We start from the raw sequence: 22333 nt of genomic DNA on the forward strand, positions 1-22333 counted from the left end.
ATCTGTATACAATTTACACGGTTAGTTTTTTTTAGAAAAAAAACACTTGTCACTGTTAGATCTTATCGCTAATATACACAGCCATCGGGGGCGTGGCGAAATTGGTAGACGCACTGGATTTAGGTTCCAGCGCCGCAAGGTGTAAGAGTTCGAGTCTCTTCGCCCCCACCACTTTAAGTTAGAAACTTAAAGTTGATGTAGATGTTAAGTCATCTAGATCTTGGAAGAGGATTGGTGTAATGGTAGCATGACGGTCTCCAAAACCGTTCGTCAAGGTTCGAGTCCTTGATCCTCTGCCACATTTATTTTAAATAAATGTCCCAGATGGGGGCGTGGCGAAATTGGTAGACGCACTGGATTTAGGTTCCAGCGCCGCAAGGTGTAAGAGTTCGAGTCTCTTCGCCCCCACCATTGAAAGAAGCAAGACAATGATCTTGCTTTTTTTATGATTAAATCTAACGGGTTTAGTCATGAATATAGAGGATTGATGTAATGGTAGCATGACGGTCTCCAAAACCGTTCGTCAAGGTTCGAGTCCTTGATCCTCTGCCATTGAATAAAAGATGAAGCTCCTATTTAGGAGTTTTTTTATTATCTATAATTTTTAGAGATAAATTTTTATTGGCGATTAAGGTAATTTTATAAATAGATATTTCGATCTCTGTTTTGCATGGTTGTATATTAAATAATAGATTATTCTTTACTTAGACAATATGCTGAATTTCTTAATATTTTTTTAAGCTATTGTTTTCTATTTATTTAAGTTACGTTTTGGAAATTATTTAAATAAAAGCCTTGAATACAAATTTATTTCCTGTATGATTTAGTTAACTAGAAAAAAGTCTTGTTAGTAAATCTTCTTTTAAGTATCGTAGTTTTAGTCATAATCCTTCGTTTTTTAAGATATTAAGCTCAATTTGTTATTCTTTTTTCAAAGTTATGATAGGGTCATTATTTGTTTAATGATTCTAAAATATTAGAAATCAGTAGGATATATCATGTCTAATACAGTAAGTGGTACAGTTAAGTGGTTTAACGAAACTAAAGGTTTCGGTTTCATTCAACAAGATAATGGTCCAGATGTGTTTGCTCACTTCAAAGAAATTTCTGGTTCAGGTTTCAAAACTTTGCACGAAGGTCAACGTGTAACGTTTACTGTTACTCAAGGGCAAAAAGGCCCAAATGCTGTAAATATTATTCCACAATAATATACAGCAAACAAAAAAAAGCACTTTTTAGTGCTTTTTTTTATTTCGGCTTTAAAGTAATTAATTGATGTTTTTTGAAGCCTTAAAGCCCTAAATAAGAGGGCTTTTTATTTTTATATAAAAATTAATATTTAATTTCAAGTACATGTAATTACTCATTTAATTTTAATGTAAACTTTAAAATATATGTGAAATATAAATTATTAGTAACAGATGTATGTTAGATTAAAAAATCTTTAAATAAAGAAATTTTATATTTCACGGAATTGCTAATGAACGTTCGCCTGTGTTATGCCAGTCAACGAAACGAAAAAAATGAAGATTTGTTGCAAGATCTACGTGATATTTTGACAGAAGCTAGAGATTTCAATGATTTGAATCAAATTTGTGGCGTACTCTATTATGCTGATAATGCTTTCTTTCAATGTTTAGAAGGTGAACAAGAGATAGTTGAGACATTATTTGAAAAAATTGCAAATGATGAAAGACACCACAATGTTAAATGGTTGTGTACATATTCCATTGAACAAAACTCTTTTAAAAAATGGTCAATGAAATATGTGCAACGCAATACCAATATTGAATCTTTTTTTCTAAAAATGGGAGAAACTACTTTTAATCCGATTCGTCTTGATGAGCAAAATTTAAAAGCTTTCATCAAAGAATTAGTTACTGCTGAGCAAACCAAAATTAAGACAGTTAAGAGAGTAGGTATGGTGAATCGGGGTGTGAACCCGTTTTAGCTATTTGGCTATTACACCGATATGGATGATCTTGAGTTTAGGTAGTATTCTAGTCATCACTAAATATACAATAACTGTAGTTGCAAGCATCCATATCACTTCTAGGCTTTGACTAATGACAAACATTGCCCAATAAAAAAAGCCAAATAAAGCAAGGCACAGTCCACTACCTTTGAAATACCAAGTAATAAATATCCCAAAAAGCGTGGAAGAGAGAAGGAGATTAATCGTCTCGTTCATTCCTATATAGTTAAAAAGAATAATCAGTAAGCATAAAGCTAACATTGATAGTAAATATACGAATATATTTTTTGCAATAAACATTTTCTATATCCTATCTGATGATTAAAAAATTATCTTTCCTCTGTTTCCAGAGGAAAGATAGTACATATTAATTTTTTGAGATTCTTTTTCTATTATTAAGAGTTTTTCTATTAATAAAGATAACTTTATCATTTTCTCCAGATCTCTTTATTAATATTAAGCTTTCTATTTAATAGGAAAGAGTGCTTATATGTACTGAAATTAATTATAAGAAAAACAATGAGTTGTATTGTAAGTTTTAGCTTACATGGTTGTGAGAGAATACCTACATTTGTTCAAAAAATAAGCAAAATTTACAAAGCTGATTTTATATTAAATATATATTTTTCAGGAGGTTATATTGATTTAAGGAGTAAGCCAAACTTTACATAAATAACAAAAAGTAACATCGGCTTTTTATGTTTTTTTAAATAAAAAGAATAAACAAAAAATATTATTATTAAAAAACAATTGTGATGAATGCTTGAATTTATAATTATGAAGTTTGTTTATTTGAATAATTACATTAATAATCGTAAATAATGAAAATATAGTGAGATTTCTTATTTTATCGGCTTTATTAAAGAGCAACTATAAGATGAGTTAATTTAAACTTTAATCTTAAAGATTTGTGCAGATTTTTCTATAGGCGGCGGGAGTTAAACCATAGCAACGCTTAAACCAGCGGCTCAAATGGCTTTGATCGGCAAAACATAAATCTGAAGCAACTTGTGCAGGTGAGATGCTTCTGGAAAGTAGCTCTCTTGCTCGTGTAAGTCTGAGTTGAATCAGATATTGGTGAGGAGCCAAGTGAAAGGCAGCTTTAAAAATACGGTGAATATGATATCGGTCTAGACCGATCATATTTGAAATCTCTTCTAATCCAATATCATCAAATAAATGGTCATGCAGAATATCTCGGATTTGGTGGGCGACCCGAGGACCATGCATAGACGATGTTTGTTGAGCTCTTTTTAACCATTTCCCTTGGGCAATATATTGAATTAGCAAGTCCAGACTATTGTCTTTCACAATATTCATTTCTTTATAATGCAAATGCTGAAATGCTTGTGACGTAATAATTGCAAGTTGCTCATCGGACTTTAATGGTGCATCAATGATTAACTCGTAATGATCAGGACTGTTATGAAATAATCCTTGAATACGTTGCTTCAACCATTCCGGGTGCAGATAAAGCATTTGATAGGTAAAGCCATCAGAGGCAGGGGCATTTCCATCATGAATTTCTTCTGGTTCAAGCATAAAGACTTGTCCAGCATGACTATTAATCTGTTTTTTACGACAATGAAATTGCTGAACACCAGATTCGGTTACGCCAATTAAATAACTTGAATGCCAATGAGGGTCATAGGCATGACCCGTAAAATGGGCACGGATTGTTTCGATACCAGTATTGGTATCTTTTGAAATATCCACCCAGTTACCCATAATCTTTGACCCGTAAATTTTTAACTCTTGCCTCTAGAACGTTACAAAAGAGATCAACGCAGTTCTAGAAGATTTGTGCAAAACTTTAAAAATTTAGTGAGAATTAAAGCCAATCTAAGTTGATTAGACTGGTTTTCGCTAATATTTGAATGGATTAATCTGAGCGCTCGACTAACCATTGATTCACTTCTGGCCAGACTGTAGTCGGTGCTTGGTTACCCGAAACGACACCCATATGGCCACCCGGTACGACTTTAAAGGTTTTGTCTTCGCTACTAATCAAATCCATAAGCGGCTTAACAGCTTCAGCGGTCACGATAATATCTGTGTTGCCACCTACTGCGAGTACTGAACATTCAATATCTTTTAGATAAGCTGTAAGCTCACCAAACTTAACGACGCCTTTAGACAGTTCATTATCAATCCAGAAGCGGAGAATAATATCGCGCATGACACCACCTGGGTAAGCCAGCATATTATCGATAAATGAACTTGAAGTTGCATGGTCGACAATGAACTCTCGGTTATCAAGATTCTTAAAAAGTTCCCAATATGTTTTCAGATTTCCAATCGGGTCGGTTAATTTAAAACCAAGGGTGTTTTGCCAGCCGTGAATGTGAAATGCTTCACTTGGTACATGATGGCGAATACGAAACGGCGTATGTTTACGAACCCATTCGGCAGGTTTGGTAAGACTACCGTAGAGTTTCCCCATATAACCCGCTTTATGTGTGTCGATAGGGGAAGCAAGAATAATCAGGTTTTTAATATCTTTATCTTTAAATAATGCGGTATAGCAGAGTGAAAGTGCACCGCCTAAACTCCAACCATGTAAAGAAAGCTGTTGTTGACCGCTGTGCAAGCGAACTTGCTTTAACATCTCTGGCATGAAAACTTTAATATAAGTGCCGAAATTGTATTTTGCTTGGTGCCGAGTTGGGACACCCCAGTCGATTAAATAGACATCAAAACCTTGCGCTAAAAAATAGCGTACAAAACTACGCGTAGGAAACAAATCATAAATGAGCATGTTCACTGCTAGCGGTGGAACGATTACTAACGGTACGCGGTGTTTAGGTGTGGATGTGTCAGTCTCATTTCTATAATGGCGTAAGCTAATAATTTCATGCTTGTAAATCACATCAAAAGGTGTTTTTCCTGACAAGGCAATTTGAGGGCCTCGGAAAAATAGATCTGATGCATTGATCAGCATGTGAGGTATTTTTTGACCAGCACGTGTCTGAAGAGATTTTTTAATAGATTGTAGCTGTGGAACGTTCTGACGAACTTTAAGCAATAAACTCATTGAATATAAAACCTATAAAGATGTTGCCCAGAGCAGTGACGAGCTGGTCTTTTACGGATATTAAATGGAATAAAAGATGAGTTCAGTGACCCAAAAGACAGGATTTTCTGTTTAAGATATCAAGAGAATATTATTTTTAATCAAGGGTTGTTTTGTTTAAGTTGTTGAAAATAAATAATTAAATGGTTTTAAGATCAAAAAGTAATGTAAAATATTAAAAAATTAAGCTACTTTTAAAAATAATAAAAAATATTGGTAGCGTATTTTTGTAAAGTTTATTTGTGTTTTTTTTACATATTAAAAATAAAAATATAAATATTTTACAATCCGTTAGGAATGTAATTAGAAAGTAGCATATATGGAATTTGTTTTTAATGGTTTTTATACACTAATTTCGGCGGTTATCGTCTTGTTGTTAGGCCGCTTTCTTGTTAATCGAATTAATTTTTTACAGCGTTATAATATTCCCGAACCTGTAGCAGGTGGCTTGGTGGCTGCGGTTATTTCTTTACTTGTTCATTCAGTATGGGGATATAGCGTTGTTTTCAGCAGTGAGCTGCAAACCAGCTTTATGCTTGTATTCTTTGCTTCAATTGGTTTAAGTGCCAATTTTATGAAGCTGAAAGAAGGTGGTATGGGCTTAGTCATCTTCTTGATTTGTGTAGCTTCTTTTATTGTCGTACAAGATGCGGTAGGTATGAGTCTTGCGACTTTACTCGGTCTTGATCCACTCATTGGTTTAATTGCGGGTTCAATTACCTTAACAGGTGGTCATGGTACAGCTGGTGCATGGGGTGAAATTTTAGAAACCCAACATGGTATTCAAGGTGCTTTAGCATTAGGAATGGCGAGTGCTACTTTTGGTTTGATTATTGGTGGTGTGATTGGCGGTCCTTTAGCAAAATTGCTTATCAACCGTTATGGCCTTGCTCAAGCAAAAACCAATGCTGAAATCCAAAATCGTGATACGCATCTTGAACAAAACTCAGATGATCTTGCACCGTTTGAAAACCCGCATCAAGTTCGTTTAATCACAGCAGACAATGCGATTACTACGCTGGGTATGTTTGCAGCCTGTTTAGCATTTGCTGAATTTATGACGGGCTTTAGTAAGGGAACGTGGTTTGAGTTACCAACTTTCGTTTGGGCACTCGGTGGCGGCGTTATCTTAAGAAATATTTTAGAGAGCGTGCTGAAAATTGATATTTTCGACCGTGCGATTGATGTATTTGGTAATGCATCATTATCACTCTATCTAGCAATGGCATTGCTTTCTTTAAAGCTTTGGCAACTTGCCGACTTAGCTGGCCCATTAGTTGTAATTTTGGGTGCTCAAACGATTACGATGGCGCTATATGCAGCATTTGTGACATTCCGTGTTATGGGCAAAAACTATGATGCAGCAGTGTTATCAGCAGGTCATTGTGGTTTCGGTATGGGGGCGACACCAACCGCCGTTGCAAACATGCAAGCTATTACCAACATGTATGGTCCATCGCATAAGGCCTTTTTGATTGTTCCACTTTGTGGGGCATTCTTTGTCGACTTAATTAATGCAACGGTTATTCAGCTCATGTTGAAATTTATTGCTTAATTTAAAAAAGCCCGTAAGGGCTTTTTTTATGGGTGTTTGTCTATGAATATTTGATTTGTATCTATAGGCCCAATTTTTATTTTCGGAGGATTTAAGCCATTTTATTTTTAGGATGCTTTTTCTCAAAACTAATAATCGCCCTTACACCAAGTTTCACTTAGAATAATTTGCAGATAAATAAAATGAGAAATGTATGAGCTCAGAAGCGCATTCAATTAGCTTGGTTGCCCCAGTGGTTTTATTGGCAGCGGCTGTCATTGCAGTTCCTATTTTTAAACGTATTGGTTTGGGTTCAGTATTAGGTTACTTAATTGCAGGGCTGATTATTGGCCCATTCGGTTTTGCTTTTTTTCAAGATTCTGCCGCAATTTTGCATATTGCTGAGTTGGGCATTGTGATGTACCTATTTGTGATTGGTTTGGAAATGCAACCATCACATTTGTGGAGTCTTAGACGCGAAATTTTTGGTCTAGGTACACTACAGATCATTATTTGTGCGCTGGCTTTGACTGGCGTAGGGCTATTATTTGGTTTTACGTGGCAAGTGGCATTTATTGGTGCGGCAGGTTTCGTCTTAACGTCGACTGCGATTGTGATGCAGTTGTTGGGTGACCGCGGTGATTTGACTCAGCCACGTGGGCAAAAGATTGTAGCCATCTTACTATTTGAAGATTTATTAATTGTGCCATTACTGGCTATTGTCGCTTTTATGGCACCGAATCATGTAGTTGAAAGCACATCGGTACGTTTGGAAAATATAGGAATCGGTTTAATCGCAATTGCAGGTCTTATTGCGGCAGGGTATTGGTTACTTAATCCATTATTTAGACTCTTGGCTGCTGCCAAAGCCCGAGAAGTCATGACTGCCGCCGCATTATTGGTGGTGTTGGGCGCTGCGTTACTCATGCAAGTTAGCGGTTTGTCCATGGCGATGGGTGCTTTTTTAGCGGGTGTACTTCTATCTGAATCAACATTTAGACATCAAATTGAAGCGGATATTGAACCATTCCGAGGAATCTTGTTAGGTCTGTTTTTCCTTGGCGTGGGTATGTCGTTGGATTTATCAGTTGTCGCTCAAAACTGGCAGCTTATTGTGAGTGGCGTAGTTGCTCTAATGTTTGTCAAAGCGCTCATGATTTATATAGTAGCCCGTATAACTAAAAGTCCTCACACAGAAGCCTTGGATCGCGCTTTGCTCATGGCTCAAGGAGGCGAGTTTGCCTTTGTACTTTTCTCTGCCGCACTCAGTGCACAAGTCATCGATAGTATGATTAAATCTAACCTCACCGCTATTGTTGTACTTTCAATGGTGTTGACTCCAATTGTAGGTATTATTTTTAAACGTTTCACTCAGACCAAAGCCAATATTTCACTAGAAAACGTGAATGTTGCTGACGGGTTAAGCGGTAGTGTTTTAATGATTGGATTTGGACGCTTTGGGCAAGTAACCAGTCAACTCTTATTGGCAAGAGGCGTAGATGTCACCATTATTGATAATAATACTGACATGATTCAAAACGCTGAAAAATTTGGTTTTAAAATTTATTATGGCGATGGCTGTCGCTTAGATATTCTGCATGCTTCTGGCGCTGCAACAGCGCAAGCGATTGTGGTGTGTGTAGACAGTAAGGAAACGACCAATCGAATTGTTGAACTTGTTAGCCATGAATTTCCTTTAGCGAAATTATTAGTCCGTTCATATGACCGCGAGCATTCACTGCATTTAGTCAAACAAAAAGTAGACTTTATGATTCGTGAAACGTTTGAATCTGCAATCAAGTTGGGCGAAGTGATTTTACAAGAACTTGGCGTAGATGAAGACGAAGTCGTAAGAATTAGCGACGAAATTCGAGATCTTGATAATGAGCGATTTGAAACTGAAATTGCAGCAGACGATGTATATGCTGGAGTTGGTTTGCAATATACACATGCTCATCATCCACGACCAACTGCACCGTTAATTCGACCGAAACAAGAAGGGCGGATTTTAAACAAAGAAGATGCCTCAGATAATGAAAGCCTGAATTAGCATAAAAATATCTGTAAAAGTTCTGTTTAGAAGCACTTCTACAAAATCACTATAAGCCATCTAAGGAGTGCCTTTAAAATATGCGACCCTTTAAATCGGGAGCGACTTCTGCAAAAATTACATTTTATGTATCAAGTTTATTTTTGGGAAAATTACGGTATTTTTTAATTGAATTGTCATAAAGAAAGGCTAATTTAAACTCATAACAAAAATTGATGAAGATTGTTGCGAACAATAAAATCAAAAGCAATTTTCACAGACGTGGTCGTGAGGTAATTAGGGCTAATTCGAAAGAGTTGGCTTTTTTGTTTTAATCAATTTTTATCTGCAAATATTATTGTTGGTTGAAATGTTTAGCTTCTTTAAAGTTGAACTTAGGTATTATTAAGATTCAATATCTAATTGAATGAAAAACAATAATTATTTAACTATTTTCTATTCAACCTTACATTGACACTCTAAACCTTGCCGATTATCCTTTGCCTGCTGGCCACATTGCCAGTCAGCTTTTGACAGAGCTGGTACAAAAGGCGCACAACAACGTATTATTTCGTTTTGTGCGTTCTCCTAAGTCACGCCTTTATGGTGAGGCTAGGAGGGGCACGCTTGCGTGCGCTGGTTTCCTTTTGTACCAGTCTGTCAACCCTTCTAGTCTTGCCACCATTATTTGACAGTAATTGGTAAGACTCTTTTAAATCAAAAGGAGTTCGCTCATGCGTACTAATTTTTTTTCTTTATTGGTCTTTGCCAAATTCTCTCTATCCATACCACTTAAACAGTCTTTAAAACGGCTTAATCGACTCTAGGTTTCGACACCTTAAGAATCAGTACGACTAAAACATAGCAACAATAAACCAGAGATAGGCGAGCACACCATTATTGTGCGGCTTTCGCATGCCTGTATTTAGCACTCATTTTAAGAGTGACGGCATTTTTCTCTCTTTTATATACAACAAAAAATTATTTTAAGCGGTATACATGAAAAATTTAGAATCTTCGTTTAGAGCACTCAGAGTGCTTCACACAGCAAAAGACTTATTTAATTTATATGGATTTAATAAGGTGGGTATTGACCGCATTATTGCTGAGGCCAAAATTCCCAAAGCCACTTTCTATAACATCTTTCATTCAAAAGCACGACTCATCGAGATGAGCCTTACTTTTCAAACAGATGCACTCAAAGTAAAAGTACTTTCAATTTTCAATTCTTATCGTGAGCAAATGGTGCTCGATAAACTCAAGGAGATTTATTTTCTGCATGCCCATCTAGAGGGATTTTACCATTTGCTATTTAAAGCCATTTTTGAAATTGAAAAGCTCTATCCTAATGCCTATAAGGTGGTAATTGATTATCGTAAATGGTTAATTAATGAAATTCATAAGCTACTTTTAACGCTAAAATCGACTGCCTCAGTCCAAGATGCCTATATGTTTTTATTTTTGATTGATGGGGCAATGGTTCAGCTTGCAGGGAAGAATCAGATAGATGATCGAGATAAGCTTTGGGATTACTTTTTACTGATGATTTCTTTGGTTTAAATCAATTAAGGCCCCTTTTTAAGAAAGGGGTTTCTTATATACTTTTCTGTTATTTATATAATTTAATAAACTAGACCGTAGAGTCGTTATTCAATTTTCTCTTGAAGAAATGAGATTAGTTTGGCACATTGCTTAGACGTAGAATTTTATGCAAGCGTTGTAGCAAGCAGTTCTGACACAGTAAAAATTATAAATTTCAGAGTATGACTATGCGGCTTAAAGAATTAGCAGGTTGTGAGGAGTGCGATACAGTCTATCGTAGAACCCCGCTTGCTTATGGAAAAAGAGCTTATTGCGTATGTTGCGGCGCTGAACTCTATCGGCACACCAAGCCTTTTTCGACATTATTGGCTTTAATCTTAACGGCATTAATTGTATTTATTCTTGCCAATAGCTTTCCTATCGTAAAAATTGAATTACAGGGAAATATCTCTGAAACTACCTTACTTGGTGCGGTTTGGGTAATGTTTCATTATGATCGGGCTTTCGTTGGCATACTTATTTTAATTACTACTTTTATTGTGCCGCTTTCCTATCTTTTATTACTTTCCTATGTGTTAGGTACAGTGAGTATATTGAAGAGAAGACCCGCATTTTTGGTGATTGCCTTACGCACACTTTTTTTTATGAGAGTGTGGGGAATGGTTGAGGTGTTTTTAATCGGGATTTTGGTCACGCTCGTAAAGTTAATAGGAATGGTCTTAGTCATTCCCGAGATTGCTTTATGGGCATTTGCGATCTTGAGTGTATTGTTGGTTTATATTACTTCCATAAAGGTAAGTGATATATGGAACGAAATTGATAGGTCACTACCATGAAAACGATAAAAAACGTGACCCAAACAAAAAGCTCGCAGCAAGGTTCGATAATTAAGCAATATCCAAGAGCTAAAGATCTCTCATTAATTGTGTGTCACTGCTGTGGTGTCGTAAATTCTGCTCAAAATGAAAAAAGACGTCTAGGCCAAAGCCATCAGGAGTTACGTTGTATTCGCTGTAATAGCGTACTGCATTCACGTAAGCCAGCGAGTTTAAACCGAACTTTTGCCCTAGTTGTGGCTGCAACTATTCTTTATATTCCAGCCAATGTACTTCCAATGACAGTAACTGACTCACTTTTAGGTAGTCAGCAAGATACCATCATGAGTGGTGTCATTTACTTCTGGAAAAGCGGAGACTATCTGGTATCTGTGGTCATTTTCATGGCCAGTATTTTTATTCCCATGTTGAAGCTACTAATTTTGTATTTTTTATTGGTAGCGGTATATCTTCAACAATCAGCAGCTTGGAAGTTTTTACCTGAGCAATGCGTTAAATTATATCGAATTGTCGAATTTATCGGACGTTGGTCAATGATTGACGTGTTTGTGGTGGCACTCTTAACAGCGCTTATTCAGATTCAATCGCTTGCTACTATTTTAGCAGGGCCGGGTTCGATTGCTTTTGGTGCGGTTGTGGTGTTAACCATGTTTGCATCTTTAAGTTTTGACCCACGACTTATTTGGGATAACTTCTACGCATCTCAAAATACAAACAAACCTTCTTCTTTTGCTTCAGAAAAACCAACGATTATTCAGGCAGAACACCCGCCGTTGAATAATGATTCCATTAATCCAAGTCAATAAAAGAACAATGAGTATGTCTGAAAATGAAATAACCCCTGGTAACTCAGATCGTCGTGATACCGATATTGAACTGGATAGCATGAATGATTTACCAGAACCTCAAGAAAAGAAAAGTCGGTGGAAGCCTCTTTTAATTTGGCTTATTCCATTGATTGCTCTTTTAATCGCGCTTTCATTAGCGATAAAAGCGCTCTTGTCTCACGGTCCTACAATTGACGTCTCTTTTAGGACTGCTGAGGGACTGGTTGCTGGTAAAACAACGGTCCGTTATAAACAGGTGGATATTGGTTTAGTACGACAGATTGATCTTTCAGAAGACCGCTCACACGTGATTGCCAGAATTGATTTGCGTAAAGACGCGAGTAACTTTGCAGCAAAAGATTCACGGTTTTGGGTCGTGCGACCACGTATTGGGACGAGTGGGGTCTCGGGCATCGATACTTTATTGTCAGGTTCATATATTGAAGTGGATGGGGGCAAGTCTGAGGAGAAAAAACTTGAATTTACTGGGTTAGAGATACCGCCAGTCATATCTTCAGATGTGCCCGGAAAAATATTTTTCTTAAATGCAGACGATTTGGGATCTTTAGATGTTGGTTCTCCAATTTATTATCGTCGCATTAATGTGGGACAAATTACGGCCTATAAATTATCTGATGATGGTAAAACTGTAGAGCTGCAAACATTTATCCGCGCGCCGTATGACAAGTTTGTAACTACCGATGCACGTTTCTGGCAGGCAAGTGGGATTGATGTGACCTTAAATGCTTCTGGCTTTAATTTAGATACTCAGTCGCTTGCAAGTATTGTTGCGGGTGGTATTGCTTTTGGATACCCTGAAAACTCACATGCGACCACAGCAGCAAATCATAGCCGCTTTAATCTTTGGGATTCAAAATCTGATGCATTGAAAGATCCGGATGGACAACCTCGTGGTGTGATTATGTATTTTGATCATTCATTGCGTGGATTGGCAGTCGGTGCGCCAATTGACTTCATGGGCATTGAAGTTGGTAATGTTAAAGCGATTAATGCCGAATTTACTAACGACTATAAACAGATGCGTATGCGTGTTGATGCTGTCTTTTATCCTTCACGTGTTGAAAAAGGTTTGGCACTTAATCCGAATAGTGAAATCTTCAAAGACTTTGTTGAACATGGATGGCGTGCTCAAATGAGAACAGGCAACTTACTCACGGGTCAAAACTATATTGCCCTAGATAAGTTCCCTAAAGCTAAACCAGCCAAATTACAAATTTTGAGTGATGATCGCGTAGTGATTCCAACTACACAGACCGAACTCAGTGGCTTACAAGCACAAGTTTCTCAGATTGCTGACAAGTTAACGAAATTCCCGTTAGTTGAGATTGGGCAAGATGTACGTAAAACGCTCAACAATATGAACACAGCCATTGCCTCTACCGATAAACTGGTTAAACAGTTAGATGGAAAAGTTGCACCTGGTTTACAAGCAACGCTAGACGATGTCCGTAAAACGGTAAGATCATCTGAGTCTATTTTGTCGAGTGATGCGCCGTTACAACAAGATGTACGTAAAGCATTGCAGCAAATGACACGTGCGGCAGCTTCATTACAGTTAATGGCAGATTATATTGAACAACACCCTGAATCAATTATTCGTGGTAAAACACCAGAGACCGATGATGAAAAATAAAAACACTCTATCTTTTCAGCATCCTAAAGCAGCCAAATGGCTGCTTGGGAGTGGCCTATTTTTAACGGCAGTTACCATGACGGCATGTTCGAGCTCGCCAACACCAAACTATTATACGATGTCTCCTAAAATCACTGCGGCTACAAAAACAACTGTGCAGGTAATTGAGGTATTACCCGTCGGGATTCCAGACCGATTGGACCGTGCGCCTTTGGTGCTACAAGACAGTAGTGGTAAGTCTACGGTGTTAAATAATGAGCGCTGGACATCGACTATGGGTACGCAATTACGCGATACCTTGTCGGCGGGTTTACAGCAAAAATTAGGGGCAATTGATAGTTATAGCAGTGGTCTTGCTGGAAACAACCAACCTTTATATCGAGTTTCTACAGACTTTTCTCATTTTGATATTGTAGATAAAAGCTATATTAATATTGCGGTGTCTTGGGTAGTGAAGCGTCAAATACCACCCACTCAATTAGAGTCAAATAATGCAAAAGTCATCACTAATGCAGGCTCGCAGTTGAATTGTCGAATTGCGTTTAAGCAGCCGATTGATCAAAAAGCTAAAAAAATGGATGCGATTGTGAGTGCTTCAAGTGAGGCCATGACCCAAATTATTAATACGGTTTCTTCTTCAATTGTGGCGCTGGATTCAAATAAAAAATCGGTTATTAGCGATGGTGTTTGTTCGTAAAACCAAGCGCTTTTAATCAACCCCTTTATTTGTACACAACAGATAAAGGGATTTTTATTTTAATTGCCTCGATAGGTTGAGTAACCGTAAGGGCTGAGTAATAACGGAATATGGTAGTGGTTTACACTTCCATCCACTTTAAAAATCACAGGTACTTCGGCAAAAAAAGTTTGTTGTTTGTTCTTTTTAAACCAGTCTTCAGTTTTAAAAGTAACTTTATAAACCCCTTGCTCTAATTTTTTATTTTCTGGATAGAGCGCAGTAATACGACCATTTGAATCGGTCACTTGCTGATTGAGTTTCACCCACTGGTTATTGGTGTTTTTTTCTAAAACCACTTCAACCTGAGAAGAGGGCAAACCCGTTTCTAGATTTAACACATGCACACTTAGCGGATTAGTTTGAGCAAACGTAGCTGAAGCAATAAATAACGAAGATAAAGCAATAAATGATTTAGTCATGGTGAACTCCTTATGAATGAAAAACGGTATCAATAGCTTTGCTTGCGCATTGATTGTCATTTTGTGCGCCGCCAGCACCTGCAACCCCAATCGCTCCGATCACTTGGTTCTCAAAACGAACAGGCACGCCACCACCTAACAAAAGTAAATTTGTTATGGTGGTTAAATTTTTTGCATCGGGGTTTTGATTAATGTTTTGGCTTAAAACTAAGGTCGATGTTTTGGTAGATAAAGCGGTATAGGCTTTTTTCTCGGCAGCCATTAAATTATGCGGACCAACTAATTCATGCCGTTCGGCAGTTAATGGATTACCGCCACGATCCACAACAACGACCGCAATATTTTGATTTAGTTTTTTGCATGCTTCTTTAGCACTGTCGGCTAGCAGATGCGCAGTTTTTAGATCTAACGAATAAACTTGATTCAAAGCAGGGGGCTGTGCAAAAGTACTATTACCGAATAGCAAGGCTGTTAACATCAGCCAGTTCAATTTTTTCATAATGATCGCCTCTATGTCGCTTTGAAAATCTTAAACACATTGCTTAATTTCAAGCATGACAATCACATTACAAAGTTGTCATCTTTCTAATGAGTCTCTACAAAATGCGTATCCTTATTATTGAAGATGAGATCAAGATCGCCACTTATTTGGTCAAAGGATTAAAAGAGTCTGGATATCAAGCAGAGTGTGTTCACTTAGGGCTGCAAGGGTTGGAATTGCTAAAGAGAGATCAATATGAATTGCTTATTCTTGATGTCATGTTGCCGGACATAGACGGCTGGAGCGTATTACAAGTATTACGCCAGTTTTCAAAAATTCCGGTGATTTTCTTAACGGCAAAAGATCAGGTAATAGATAGAGTTAAAGGTTTGGAGCTGGGTGCAGATGATTACTTGGCTAAACCATTTTCTTATATTGAACTGTTGGCACGTATTAAAAGCCTGTTAAGACGACAGCTATATCTACAAGAAAATGAGCTGTCTATTAGTGATTTAAAAATGGATGTGGTCAGCCATAAAGTATGGCGTAACGGAAATTTAATTGAGCTGAGTAAGACCGAATTTAATTTGTTGCGTTACCTGTTGCTCAACAAAGAGCAAATCGTGACGCGCAGACAAATTGGTTCCGAAGTTTGGAATATTAACTTTGACACAGATACCAACTTTATTGATGTCGCTGTACGCCGTTTACGAAGCAAAATTGATGAGGGATATGAATTAAAACTCATTCATACCATACGTGGTTTGGGCTATAAAATTTCGGTTAGCTTATGAAATTTAAATTTCTGCGTTCTCTGGAAGTCCGTATTACATTATTGGTCACGCTTTGTTCTGCCTTAATTTTATGTTCAGTCGGCTTTATGACCTATTTGGGCATTAACCAGATTTTATTAAAGCAGCAAGATAAAGCTTTAGCAGACAGAATTAACCGTTTGGAAATTTTGCTGCAAGATAGCGAAAATGTAGAGCAAATCATTGCGCGCCCTAAACTGTATCAAAACATGCTCGGCAACCAAGACAATTTGTTTCTGCTCATTCATAAAGACAAAACTTTAATTAATATCAATCCACTGCATATTCAGTTACCTGAACTTGCACAGCGCAATAGCCTTCAATTTCAAGATTTAGTGAACAAACCATATCCAACGCGAATTGCGTGGAAAACCATAAAAATTAATGACGAACCTTATCTGCTCATTGCAGGTAAACAGTGGTCGGAACGCATCAATATTATTTTACCTTTTCAAGAAAGTCTCTTGATGTATGTGGTCGGGGGCGTGTTTGCAATCTTTGTGCTTTGCATTTTAGCGTGTCATTTAGGTTTACGGTCGCTGCAACAGCTTCGCAAGCAAACTCATTCTATTAACGTAAATCAGCTCCAGAAAAGATTAAACCTACCAAATTCTCCTTTAGAAGTTGAGCTACTTTCAAAAGATATAAACCACATGCTTGAGCGTATCGAAAAGGGCTATACGCAGCTCAACCGTTTTTCTGAAGATATCGCTCATGAGTTCCGTACGCCTTTAAATAATCTGATTGGGCAAACCGAGATTGCTTTAACTGGCGAACGTTCGGTTGAGCAATATGAAGATTTACTGGTGTCTCATTTAGATGATTACCACAGATTAAAACGCATGATTGATAGCATGCTTTTCTTGGCAAGAGCCGATCAGAAAATGGTTCTTGTAAATAAACAGGAAATAAACGTTCAAGACGTTATAGATGGCCTATGCCAGATTTTTGAATATCAAGCTGAAGAACAAGAGTGTCATTTTAGTTTTAACTTAGAGGCTAAAAATTTATTTGCAGATCTTGAGCTATTTCAAAGAGCAGTTTATAACCTGATTTTAAATGCGCTGGTTCACGGTGGTGACAAGCGGACTATTTATATCGCAACTAAACATAAGATGATTGAGCATAAGCAATGGGTCAGCCTGACTGTGGTAACGGGTGGTGTTTCAATTGCTGATCATCAACTTGAGCATCTTTTTGAAAGATTCTACCAATGTCACTCAAGTCGAAGTGATGAGAATCAAACAGGTGGATTAGGTTTGTCGATTGTTGCTTCTATTATGGATCTACATCATGGCCTCTATCGAGTTTATAACACGGTCGAGGGGGTGTGTTTTGAGCTTGATTTTCCAGTTGCAGATGCTGTAAAGAAATATAATTAAATCTTTATTAATATTCCTTAATTTGTAAAATTCACACTTTGTTCACAGCCCTCTAAAGTATGTTTAAACATATGAAACAAACAAAAGAGGGCAATCATGAAATTATTATTTAAGTCACTTGTCATCAGCAGCAGCCTTGCAGCGGTGAGCTTAATGCTTCCTTTGAGCACTTACGCCGACACAAATACGAAACCTGTCGCTGTTGAATCTATCGATATTAATAAATATGCAGGTAAGTGGTATGAGATTGCGCATTTACCCATGTTTTTTCAGCGTAATTGCGTAGCCAATACAACTGCAAACTATTCTATTAACGCGGACAAAACCGTTGGTGTTTTAAATACTTGTACGACTAAAAAAGGCGAAATGATTTCATCTGAAGGGATTGCCTATCCGCAAAATGAAGGCAACAGTAAATTGAAGGTGAGCTTTTTACCTTCTGGTCTTAGATGGATTCCTTTTACAAAAGGGGATTACTGGGTTTTAAGAGTTGACCCAAATTATCAGGTCGCTTTAGTGGGTGGTCCAAGCCATAAATATTTATGGATTCTTTCTCGTAGCCCTCAACTTGATGAGGCGACATATCAATCTTATCTGCAAACCGCAAAAAGCTATGGCTACGACGTTTCTAAACTCGTTAAGACAACACAGTCTAAATAGTGAATGCTAGTTGCGTAGATGCTTATATTTATCTCGTAACCGAGTGAACTTCACATAAAATTCATTGCGCATTCTCTAAATTAGAACCAAAAGAAATGCTTTAGATCAGGAAGAATCAATGTCTAAATTTTTTCTGCGCTGGATCGATAGCTGGTCAGATTCAGGAAATGCGCAAGTGGGTGCTTCTAGCGAATATGTCATTGAAAAGAAAATTCAATGGTTAAGAATTATTCCTTTTATTTTATTACATATCGCTTGTTTAGCAGCGTTTTGGGTGGGCGTATCTTGGTTCGCTGTGTTCTTCATGCTGGGGTTTTATTTTCTTCGCATGTTTGCAATTACTGCTTTTTTCCACCGCTATCTTTCGCATAAAACTTTTCAGACATCACGTATTGTTCAATTCATTTTTGTACTGATCGGAACCATGAGTGCGCAGCGCGGACCATTATGGTGGGCAGCACATCACCGTTATCACCATCACTTTACCGACACCGATCAGGACCCGCATTCAGCGAAAGCAGGCTTTTGGTATTCCCATGTTGGTTGGTTTTTAAATGAGCAGAATTTTGCCACTCGAAAAAAAGTCATTAAAGACTGGTTGAAATATCCTGAGCTGATTTGGCTGGACCGATTTAGTTTGCCTATTGTGATTTTGACGGCCTTAGCAATTTATGGCCTAGGTTCATGGCTTGCACAACATTTTCCTGAGTTAGGTACGAATGGCTTACAGCTTTTGGTGTGGGGTTTTGTGATTTCCACAGTTCTATTAACGCATGCAACCTTGTGTATTAATTCACTCGCTCATCGTTATGGCTCACGTGAGTTTAATACCCCAGATGACAGTCGTAATAACTTCCTACTTTCTTTAATTACCTTGGGTGAGGGATGGCACAACAACCATCACTTTTACGCTGGCAGTGTGCGTCAAGGTTTTTATTGGTGGCAGATTGATATCACCTTTTATGTACTCAAAATGATGTCTTTATTTGGTTTAGTGTGGGGACTAAAGCCCGTACCAGACAAGGTTTATCAATATAAAAAGATTAAAGACTTATCGATAGAGAAAATTGAAAACGGTGAAGTGTTATGAAAATTGCCATTATTGGTTCGGGTATATCTGGACTTTACGCAGCTTGGAGATTGTCAAAACAACATCAAGTCACTGTGTATGAAAAAAATAACTATTTTGGTGGTCATACCGACACTCACGAGCTAGAGATAGAAGGGGATAAAGTCGCGGTAGATAGTGGTTTTATCGTGTTTAATGACTACAACTATCCGTTATTTACCAACATGCTTAAAAAATTAGGTGTAGAAACTCAAAGTAGCGATATGAGTTTTTCGGTGAATAATTTGGTGAGTGGACTTCAATACAATCCTTCAAAAAAATGGTCGCTCTTTGCCCGTCCGCAGAACTTTTTAAACCGTAAATTCCTGCAAATGCTCTCAGATTTGCTGCGTTTTTATGATGACAATAAAGATATAGATGTGGCGGATATTGATCCTAATTTATCGATTGAAGAATATTTGGACCTTCACAAATATAGTCATGAGTTCCGTTATGAGCATCTTTATCCGATGTGCGGTGCCTTATGGTCGGCACCCGTTGAGCAAGTAGGACAAATTCCATATCGATTTGTGGTGAGCTTTTTTCAGCATCACCGCATGTTACAGCTAAAAGAGCGGCCGCAATGGCAAACAGTTAAACACGGTTCAGCAAGTTACATTCGTGCTATTCAAAAGAATTGCCCATCCATTGAGTGGAAGTTTGCAGAAGTAAAAGCTGTGAGCCGTTCACTAGAAACAGTTTTGATCGAAACTTCAGAAGGACAAGCCCAATACGACTGGGTAATTTTTGCAAGCCACGCTGACGATAGCCTAAGTTTAATTAAAGATGCATCAGAGCTTGAAAGGGAAATCTTAAGCCAATTTGGTTATCAAGATAATCGAATGGTGGTTCACCGTGATCTTTCAATTATGCCTAAAAGCCGTTTGCAGTGGGCAAGCTGGCATGTGCATGTAACACCAAAATCTCAAGTTCAAAACGAAGTATCCGACATACATTATGGTTTTACCTACTGGATGAATAATTTGCAGAATTTATCCTGCGCTACTCAGATTTTTTCTACGTTAAATCCGAATATGAAAATTAAAGCCGAAGACATCTTGGTTGAGCGTAAATATCGTCATCCTGTGTTTGATTCAAAAGCAATTCAAGCTCAATCTCGTTGGCAAGAAATTAATGGACAAAATCGGACTTCGTTTTGTGGAGCGTATTGGGGCTGGGGGTTTCATGAAGATGGTGCCCGTAGTGCAGCACGTGTTGTAGAGCAACTCTTAGCGTTATAAAAATAGGTAAGGAGCTTTCAAATGTTATTAAATAAACTTGCTATCGCTCCTGCACTTATTCGTCACAGACGCTATAGCCCGAAACCGCATCAATTCACATCGACCCTAAATTATTTATGGTTTGATCCAGATCAATTAGATGAGATTTCAAAGAGTTGCTCACTTTGGTCGACTGATCATTGGAATGTACTAACACTATCTGAAAAAGATTTTTTAAATATGTATCGCGGTTCTATAAGGGATCGAGTCGAGAAAGCGATACTGCAAAATAACAACTCACATCTTCGGCCAGACTGGCAAATCAGAGTCTTGGCTTTACCTCGTTGTTTGGGTTTTAGGTTTAATTCGGTCGTATTTTATTTTGTTTTAAATAAAACTGGAAAACCCGTATTTATTGTCAGTGAAATTACCAATACCCCGTGGAATGAACGAAAAGTTTATATACACGACTGCTCAAAACAACAAAGAAATATGGGTGATTATCAGAGTTTTAATTTTAACTTTGAAAAATCATTTCATGTTTCGCCGTTCATGCCCATGCAGTTGACTTATCACTGGCGGTTTAGTTTTTCAGATCAGCAAAATGTCATTCACATGCAGCTTTTTGAAGAACAAAAACAACTCTTCGATGCCACTATGCGATTTGAGCTTGTGCCCATCACATTTCCTTCACAGCAATATCGATATGCTCTTATGAACAGCCTAGCGCCTTTTAAAATGCTGTTTTCAATATATTTAGAGGCATTTAAGTTGTGGCGAAAAAAAGTTCCATTTTATCGTCATCCTAAAAAGATCAAGGTAGATAAGACATGATAAAAACATTTCTGTATGGTGAGGATGACTCACTACCAGTGCTACTCAAAAGTCTTCTCAAACTACGCCATGGACAGATCACTTTTCAGGGTGCATGGAATGGTACGGTTGGTGAAGTATCAGACTTGCATGCTGTAATTGAAGTTCACAATCCTTTGCTTATGGATCTCATTTTGAAAAATGGTGTTTTAGGGGCTGCGGAAGGCTATATCCGTGGTGACTGGAGCAGCGAGCAACTTGTAGAGTTGATTCAGATCTTGGCACGTAATCGAGATGTACTAGACCAACTTAATCAAAATGTTATTGCTCAAGCGAGCCAGTTTTTTCTTAAAGCTTGGTATCAAAATCGAAAGAATTCTATAAGTGGCAGCCGTAAAAATATTGCTGAGCACTACGACTTAAGCAACGACTTTTTTAAATTATTTTTAGATCCGTCTTTAATGTATTCGAGTGCGGTTTTTGAAAATGAAACCATGACTCTCGAAGAAGCATCTGATTTAAAAAAAGAGATCATCTGCAAAAAGTTAGATTTAAAACCACTAGATCATTTAGTTGAAATTGGAAGCGGTTGGGGCGGTTTTGCAATTTACGCGGCTGAGCATTACGGCTGTAGAGTGACCACCATTACCATTTCACAAGCTCAATATGATGAAGCCGTTATCCGTGTAAATGAAGCGGGTTTGGCACATCGAATTGATGTGCAACTCAAAGACTACCGCTTACTTGAAGGAAAGTTCGACAAGCTTGTTTCAATTGAAATGGTTGAGGCTGTTGGAGCGCAATATTTGCCGACATATTTTGATCAATGTAAAACACTGTTAAAACCAAAAGGTCTAGCCTTTATTCAAGCCATTACCATTGAAGATTTTCGATATAAAAAAGCATTAAATACAGTTGATTATATTAAGCGCTATATTTTCCCTGGTAGCTTTATTCCTAGCGTGAGTGTATTAACTCAAACCGCCTCTGAAAGTGGTTTAAGGCTAAAGCATTTAAATGATATCGGTTTAAGTTATGCACAAACAATTCATCACTGGCGAGCACGGTTTTTAACCGCACGAGAAGAAGTATTGGCTCTGGGTTTCGATGAAAACTTCATTCGCATGTGGGATTTCTATTTATGTTATTGCGAGGGTGGTTTTAAAGAAGGCGTGATAAGCAATGTTCACTTGTTGTTTGAAAGTAGCAGTTACTAACTCAAACAGCTC

At 37.6% G+C, this 22333-nt stretch carries 21 protein-coding genes and 4 tRNA genes; 20 read left to right on the forward strand and 5 right to left on the reverse strand.

Annotated elements, in window-relative coordinates:
- Positions 1-86 precede the first annotated feature (86 nt).
- The 6 genes from SOI81_RS05645 to SOI81_RS05670 all read left to right on the forward strand — a co-directional run bounded on the left by SOI81_RS05645 (position 87) and on the right by SOI81_RS05670 (position 1951).
- Positions 87-171, forward strand: a tRNA-Leu gene (locus tag SOI81_RS05645).
- 54 nt (positions 172-225) lie between these two features.
- Positions 226-299 (forward strand) — tRNA-Trp (locus tag SOI81_RS05650).
- A 27-nt stretch (positions 300-326) separates the two neighbouring features.
- Positions 327-411: transfer RNA gene (locus tag SOI81_RS05655), tRNA-Leu, on the forward strand.
- Positions 412-478: 67 nt separating this feature from the next.
- Positions 479-552 (forward strand) — tRNA-Trp (locus SOI81_RS05660).
- Between the two features lie 446 nt (positions 553-998).
- Positions 999-1208, forward strand: coding sequence for a cold-shock protein (cspA, locus tag SOI81_RS05665; RefSeq protein ID WP_003650775.1), 210 nt, complete (start codon positions 999-1001; stop codon positions 1206-1208).
- Between the two features lie 272 nt (positions 1209-1480).
- The gene (locus tag SOI81_RS05670; protein ID WP_016140521.1) at positions 1481-1951 is read left to right on the forward strand and encodes an AnBLUF65 family BLUF photoreceptors; all 471 of its coding nucleotides are present in this window, start codon (positions 1481-1483) and stop codon (positions 1949-1951) included.
- Here SOI81_RS05670 and SOI81_RS05675 read toward each other — a convergent pair whose 3' ends face one another.
- The 3 genes from SOI81_RS05675 to SOI81_RS05685 form a co-directional block, all read right to left on the reverse strand.
- Positions 1952-2275, reverse strand: a complete 324-nt coding sequence (locus SOI81_RS05675; protein ID WP_239975125.1) for a hypothetical protein — start codon at positions 2273-2275, stop codon at positions 1952-1954.
- Between the two features lie 600 nt (positions 2276-2875).
- Positions 2876-3703 (reverse strand): AraC family transcriptional regulator, encoded by an 828-nt coding sequence (locus tag SOI81_RS05680; protein WP_320541354.1) that lies wholly within the window; start codon positions 3701-3703, stop codon positions 2876-2878.
- 154 nt (positions 3704-3857) lie between these two features.
- Entirely contained in the window at positions 3858-5009 is a 1152-nt protein-coding gene (locus SOI81_RS05685) for an alpha/beta fold hydrolase (RefSeq protein ID WP_320541355.1), read from the reverse strand.
- Between the two features lie 358 nt (positions 5010-5367).
- Between SOI81_RS05685 and gltS the strand changes: the two genes are divergently transcribed.
- The 7 genes from gltS to SOI81_RS05720 all read left to right on the forward strand — a co-directional run bounded on the left by gltS (position 5368) and on the right by SOI81_RS05720 (position 14167).
- Positions 5368-6603, forward strand: coding sequence for a sodium/glutamate symporter (gene gltS / locus SOI81_RS05690; RefSeq protein ID WP_320541356.1), 1236 nt, complete (start codon positions 5368-5370; stop codon positions 6601-6603).
- Positions 6604-6796: 193 nt separating this feature from the next.
- Positions 6797-8632 (forward strand): monovalent cation:proton antiporter-2 (CPA2) family protein, encoded by a 1836-nt coding sequence (kefBC, locus tag SOI81_RS05695; RefSeq protein ID WP_320541357.1) that lies wholly within the window; start codon positions 6797-6799, stop codon positions 8630-8632.
- A gap of 978 nt (positions 8633-9610) precedes the next feature.
- Positions 9611-10171: a TetR/AcrR family transcriptional regulator gene (locus tag SOI81_RS05700; protein ID WP_320541358.1), complete on the forward strand. Its 561-nt coding sequence runs from the start codon at positions 9611-9613 to the stop codon at positions 10169-10171.
- Between the two features lie 209 nt (positions 10172-10380).
- Positions 10381-10989 carry a paraquat-inducible protein A gene (gene pqiA, locus SOI81_RS05705; protein ID WP_320138926.1) on the forward strand — a complete coding sequence of 203 codons (609 nt, stop codon included), beginning with the start codon at positions 10381-10383 and terminating at the stop codon, positions 10987-10989.
- The gene (locus SOI81_RS05710) at positions 10986-11795 is read left to right on the forward strand and encodes a paraquat-inducible protein A (RefSeq protein ID WP_320138928.1); all 810 of its coding nucleotides are present in this window, start codon (positions 10986-10988) and stop codon (positions 11793-11795) included. Before pqiA ends, SOI81_RS05710 begins: the two co-directional genes overlap by 4 nt.
- Positions 11796-11802: 7 nt before the next feature.
- Positions 11803-13470, forward strand: coding sequence for an intermembrane transport protein PqiB (pqiB, locus tag SOI81_RS05715; RefSeq protein ID WP_031945485.1), 1668 nt, complete (start codon positions 11803-11805; stop codon positions 13468-13470).
- Positions 13460-14167: a membrane integrity-associated transporter subunit PqiC gene (locus tag SOI81_RS05720; RefSeq protein ID WP_224991353.1), complete on the forward strand. Its 708-nt coding sequence runs from the start codon at positions 13460-13462 to the stop codon at positions 14165-14167. Before pqiB ends, SOI81_RS05720 begins: the two co-directional genes overlap by 11 nt.
- A 59-nt stretch (positions 14168-14226) precedes the next feature.
- Here SOI81_RS05720 and uraH read toward each other — a convergent pair whose 3' ends face one another.
- Both uraH and SOI81_RS05730 read right to left on the reverse strand, forming a co-directional pair.
- Positions 14227-14628, reverse strand: coding sequence for a hydroxyisourate hydrolase (uraH, locus tag SOI81_RS05725; RefSeq protein ID WP_000167347.1), 402 nt, complete (start codon positions 14626-14628; stop codon positions 14227-14229).
- A 10-nt stretch (positions 14629-14638) separates the two neighbouring features.
- Positions 14639-15106: a heme-binding protein gene (locus tag SOI81_RS05730; protein WP_320541569.1), complete on the reverse strand. Its 468-nt coding sequence runs from the start codon at positions 15104-15106 to the stop codon at positions 14639-14641.
- A gap of 125 nt (positions 15107-15231) precedes the next feature.
- Here SOI81_RS05730 and irlR point away from each other — a divergent pair, with 125 nt between their 5' ends.
- The 7 genes from irlR (at position 15232) to SOI81_RS05765 (ending at position 22321) form a co-directional block, all read left to right on the forward strand.
- Positions 15232-15903 carry a heavy metal response regulator transcription factor gene (gene irlR, locus SOI81_RS05735; protein ID WP_320541359.1) on the forward strand — a complete coding sequence of 224 codons (672 nt, stop codon included), beginning with the start codon at positions 15232-15234 and terminating at the stop codon, positions 15901-15903.
- A complete protein-coding gene (gene czcS, locus SOI81_RS05740; protein WP_320541360.1) occupies positions 15900-17303 on the forward strand; it encodes a heavy metal sensor histidine kinase in 1404 nt (467 codons plus the stop codon). The genes irlR and czcS overlap by 4 nt, the downstream gene beginning before the upstream one ends.
- Positions 17304-17399: 96 nt before the next feature.
- A complete protein-coding gene (locus SOI81_RS05745; protein WP_320149356.1) occupies positions 17400-17963 on the forward strand; it encodes a lipocalin family protein in 564 nt (187 codons plus the stop codon).
- A gap of 118 nt (positions 17964-18081) precedes the next feature.
- On the forward strand, positions 18082-19053 hold the full coding sequence (gene desC / locus SOI81_RS05750) for an acyl-CoA desaturase (RefSeq protein ID WP_320541361.1): 972 nt from the start codon (positions 18082-18084) through the stop codon (positions 19051-19053).
- A complete protein-coding gene (locus tag SOI81_RS05755; protein WP_320541362.1) occupies positions 19050-20312 on the forward strand; it encodes an NAD(P)/FAD-dependent oxidoreductase in 1263 nt (420 codons plus the stop codon). The genes desC and SOI81_RS05755 overlap by 4 nt, the downstream gene beginning before the upstream one ends.
- A gap of 21 nt (positions 20313-20333) precedes the next feature.
- Complete coding sequence (locus SOI81_RS05760; RefSeq protein ID WP_320541363.1) at positions 20334-21125, forward strand: DUF1365 domain-containing protein; 792 nt, start codon at positions 20334-20336, stop codon at positions 21123-21125.
- A complete protein-coding gene (locus tag SOI81_RS05765; protein ID WP_320541364.1) occupies positions 21122-22321 on the forward strand; it encodes a cyclopropane-fatty-acyl-phospholipid synthase family protein in 1200 nt (399 codons plus the stop codon). The genes SOI81_RS05760 and SOI81_RS05765 overlap by 4 nt, the downstream gene beginning before the upstream one ends.
- Positions 22322-22333 lie beyond the last annotated feature (12 nt).

The sequence above is a fragment of the Acinetobacter pittii genome, from assembly GCF_034067285.1.
GTDB classification, from domain to species: domain Bacteria; phylum Pseudomonadota; class Gammaproteobacteria; order Pseudomonadales; family Moraxellaceae; genus Acinetobacter; species Acinetobacter pittii_E.

Excerpts from the sequence above, each read along its gene's own strand:
- SOI81_RS05680 (WP_320541354.1), bottom strand. The coding sequence starts at position 3,703 with ATGGGTAACTGGGTGGATATTTCAAAAGATACCAATACTGGTATCGAA.
- SOI81_RS05670 (WP_016140521.1), top strand. The coding sequence starts at position 1,481 with ATGAACGTTCGCCTGTGTTATGCCAGTCAACGAAACGAAAAAAATGAA.
- SOI81_RS05700 (WP_320541358.1), top strand. The coding sequence starts at position 9,611 with ATGAAAAATTTAGAATCTTCGTTTAGAGCACTCAGAGTGCTTCACACA.
- SOI81_RS05745 (WP_320149356.1), top strand. The coding sequence starts at position 17,400 with ATGAAATTATTATTTAAGTCACTTGTCATCAGCAGCAGCCTTGCAGCG.
- SOI81_RS05730 (WP_320541569.1), bottom strand. The coding sequence starts at position 15,106 with ATGTTAACAGCCTTGCTATTCGGTAATAGTACTTTTGCACAGCCCCCT.
- SOI81_RS05720 (WP_224991353.1), top strand. The coding sequence starts at position 13,460 with ATGAAAAATAAAAACACTCTATCTTTTCAGCATCCTAAAGCAGCCAAA.
- gltS (WP_320541356.1), top strand. The coding sequence starts at position 5,368 with ATGGAATTTGTTTTTAATGGTTTTTATACACTAATTTCGGCGGTTATC.
- uraH (WP_000167347.1), bottom strand. The coding sequence starts at position 14,628 with ATGACTAAATCATTTATTGCTTTATCTTCGTTATTTATTGCTTCAGCT.
- SOI81_RS05760 (WP_320541363.1), top strand. The coding sequence starts at position 20,334 with ATGTTATTAAATAAACTTGCTATCGCTCCTGCACTTATTCGTCACAGA.
- SOI81_RS05765 (WP_320541364.1), top strand. The coding sequence starts at position 21,122 with ATGATAAAAACATTTCTGTATGGTGAGGATGACTCACTACCAGTGCTA.
- SOI81_RS05675 (WP_239975125.1), bottom strand. The coding sequence starts at position 2,275 with ATGTTTATTGCAAAAAATATATTCGTATATTTACTATCAATGTTAGCT.
- SOI81_RS05755 (WP_320541362.1), top strand. The coding sequence starts at position 19,050 with ATGAAAATTGCCATTATTGGTTCGGGTATATCTGGACTTTACGCAGCT.
- pqiA (WP_320138926.1), top strand. The coding sequence starts at position 10,381 with ATGCGGCTTAAAGAATTAGCAGGTTGTGAGGAGTGCGATACAGTCTAT.
- desC (WP_320541361.1), top strand. The coding sequence starts at position 18,082 with ATGTCTAAATTTTTTCTGCGCTGGATCGATAGCTGGTCAGATTCAGGA.
- pqiB (WP_031945485.1), top strand. The coding sequence starts at position 11,803 with ATGAGTATGTCTGAAAATGAAATAACCCCTGGTAACTCAGATCGTCGT.
- cspA (WP_003650775.1), top strand. The coding sequence starts at position 999 with ATGTCTAATACAGTAAGTGGTACAGTTAAGTGGTTTAACGAAACTAAA.
- SOI81_RS05685 (WP_320541355.1), bottom strand. The coding sequence starts at position 5,009 with ATGAGTTTATTGCTTAAAGTTCGTCAGAACGTTCCACAGCTACAATCT.
- SOI81_RS05710 (WP_320138928.1), top strand. The coding sequence starts at position 10,986 with ATGAAAACGATAAAAAACGTGACCCAAACAAAAAGCTCGCAGCAAGGT.
- irlR (WP_320541359.1), top strand. The coding sequence starts at position 15,232 with ATGCGTATCCTTATTATTGAAGATGAGATCAAGATCGCCACTTATTTG.
- czcS (WP_320541360.1), top strand. The coding sequence starts at position 15,900 with ATGAAATTTAAATTTCTGCGTTCTCTGGAAGTCCGTATTACATTATTG.
- kefBC (WP_320541357.1), top strand. The coding sequence starts at position 6,797 with ATGAGCTCAGAAGCGCATTCAATTAGCTTGGTTGCCCCAGTGGTTTTA.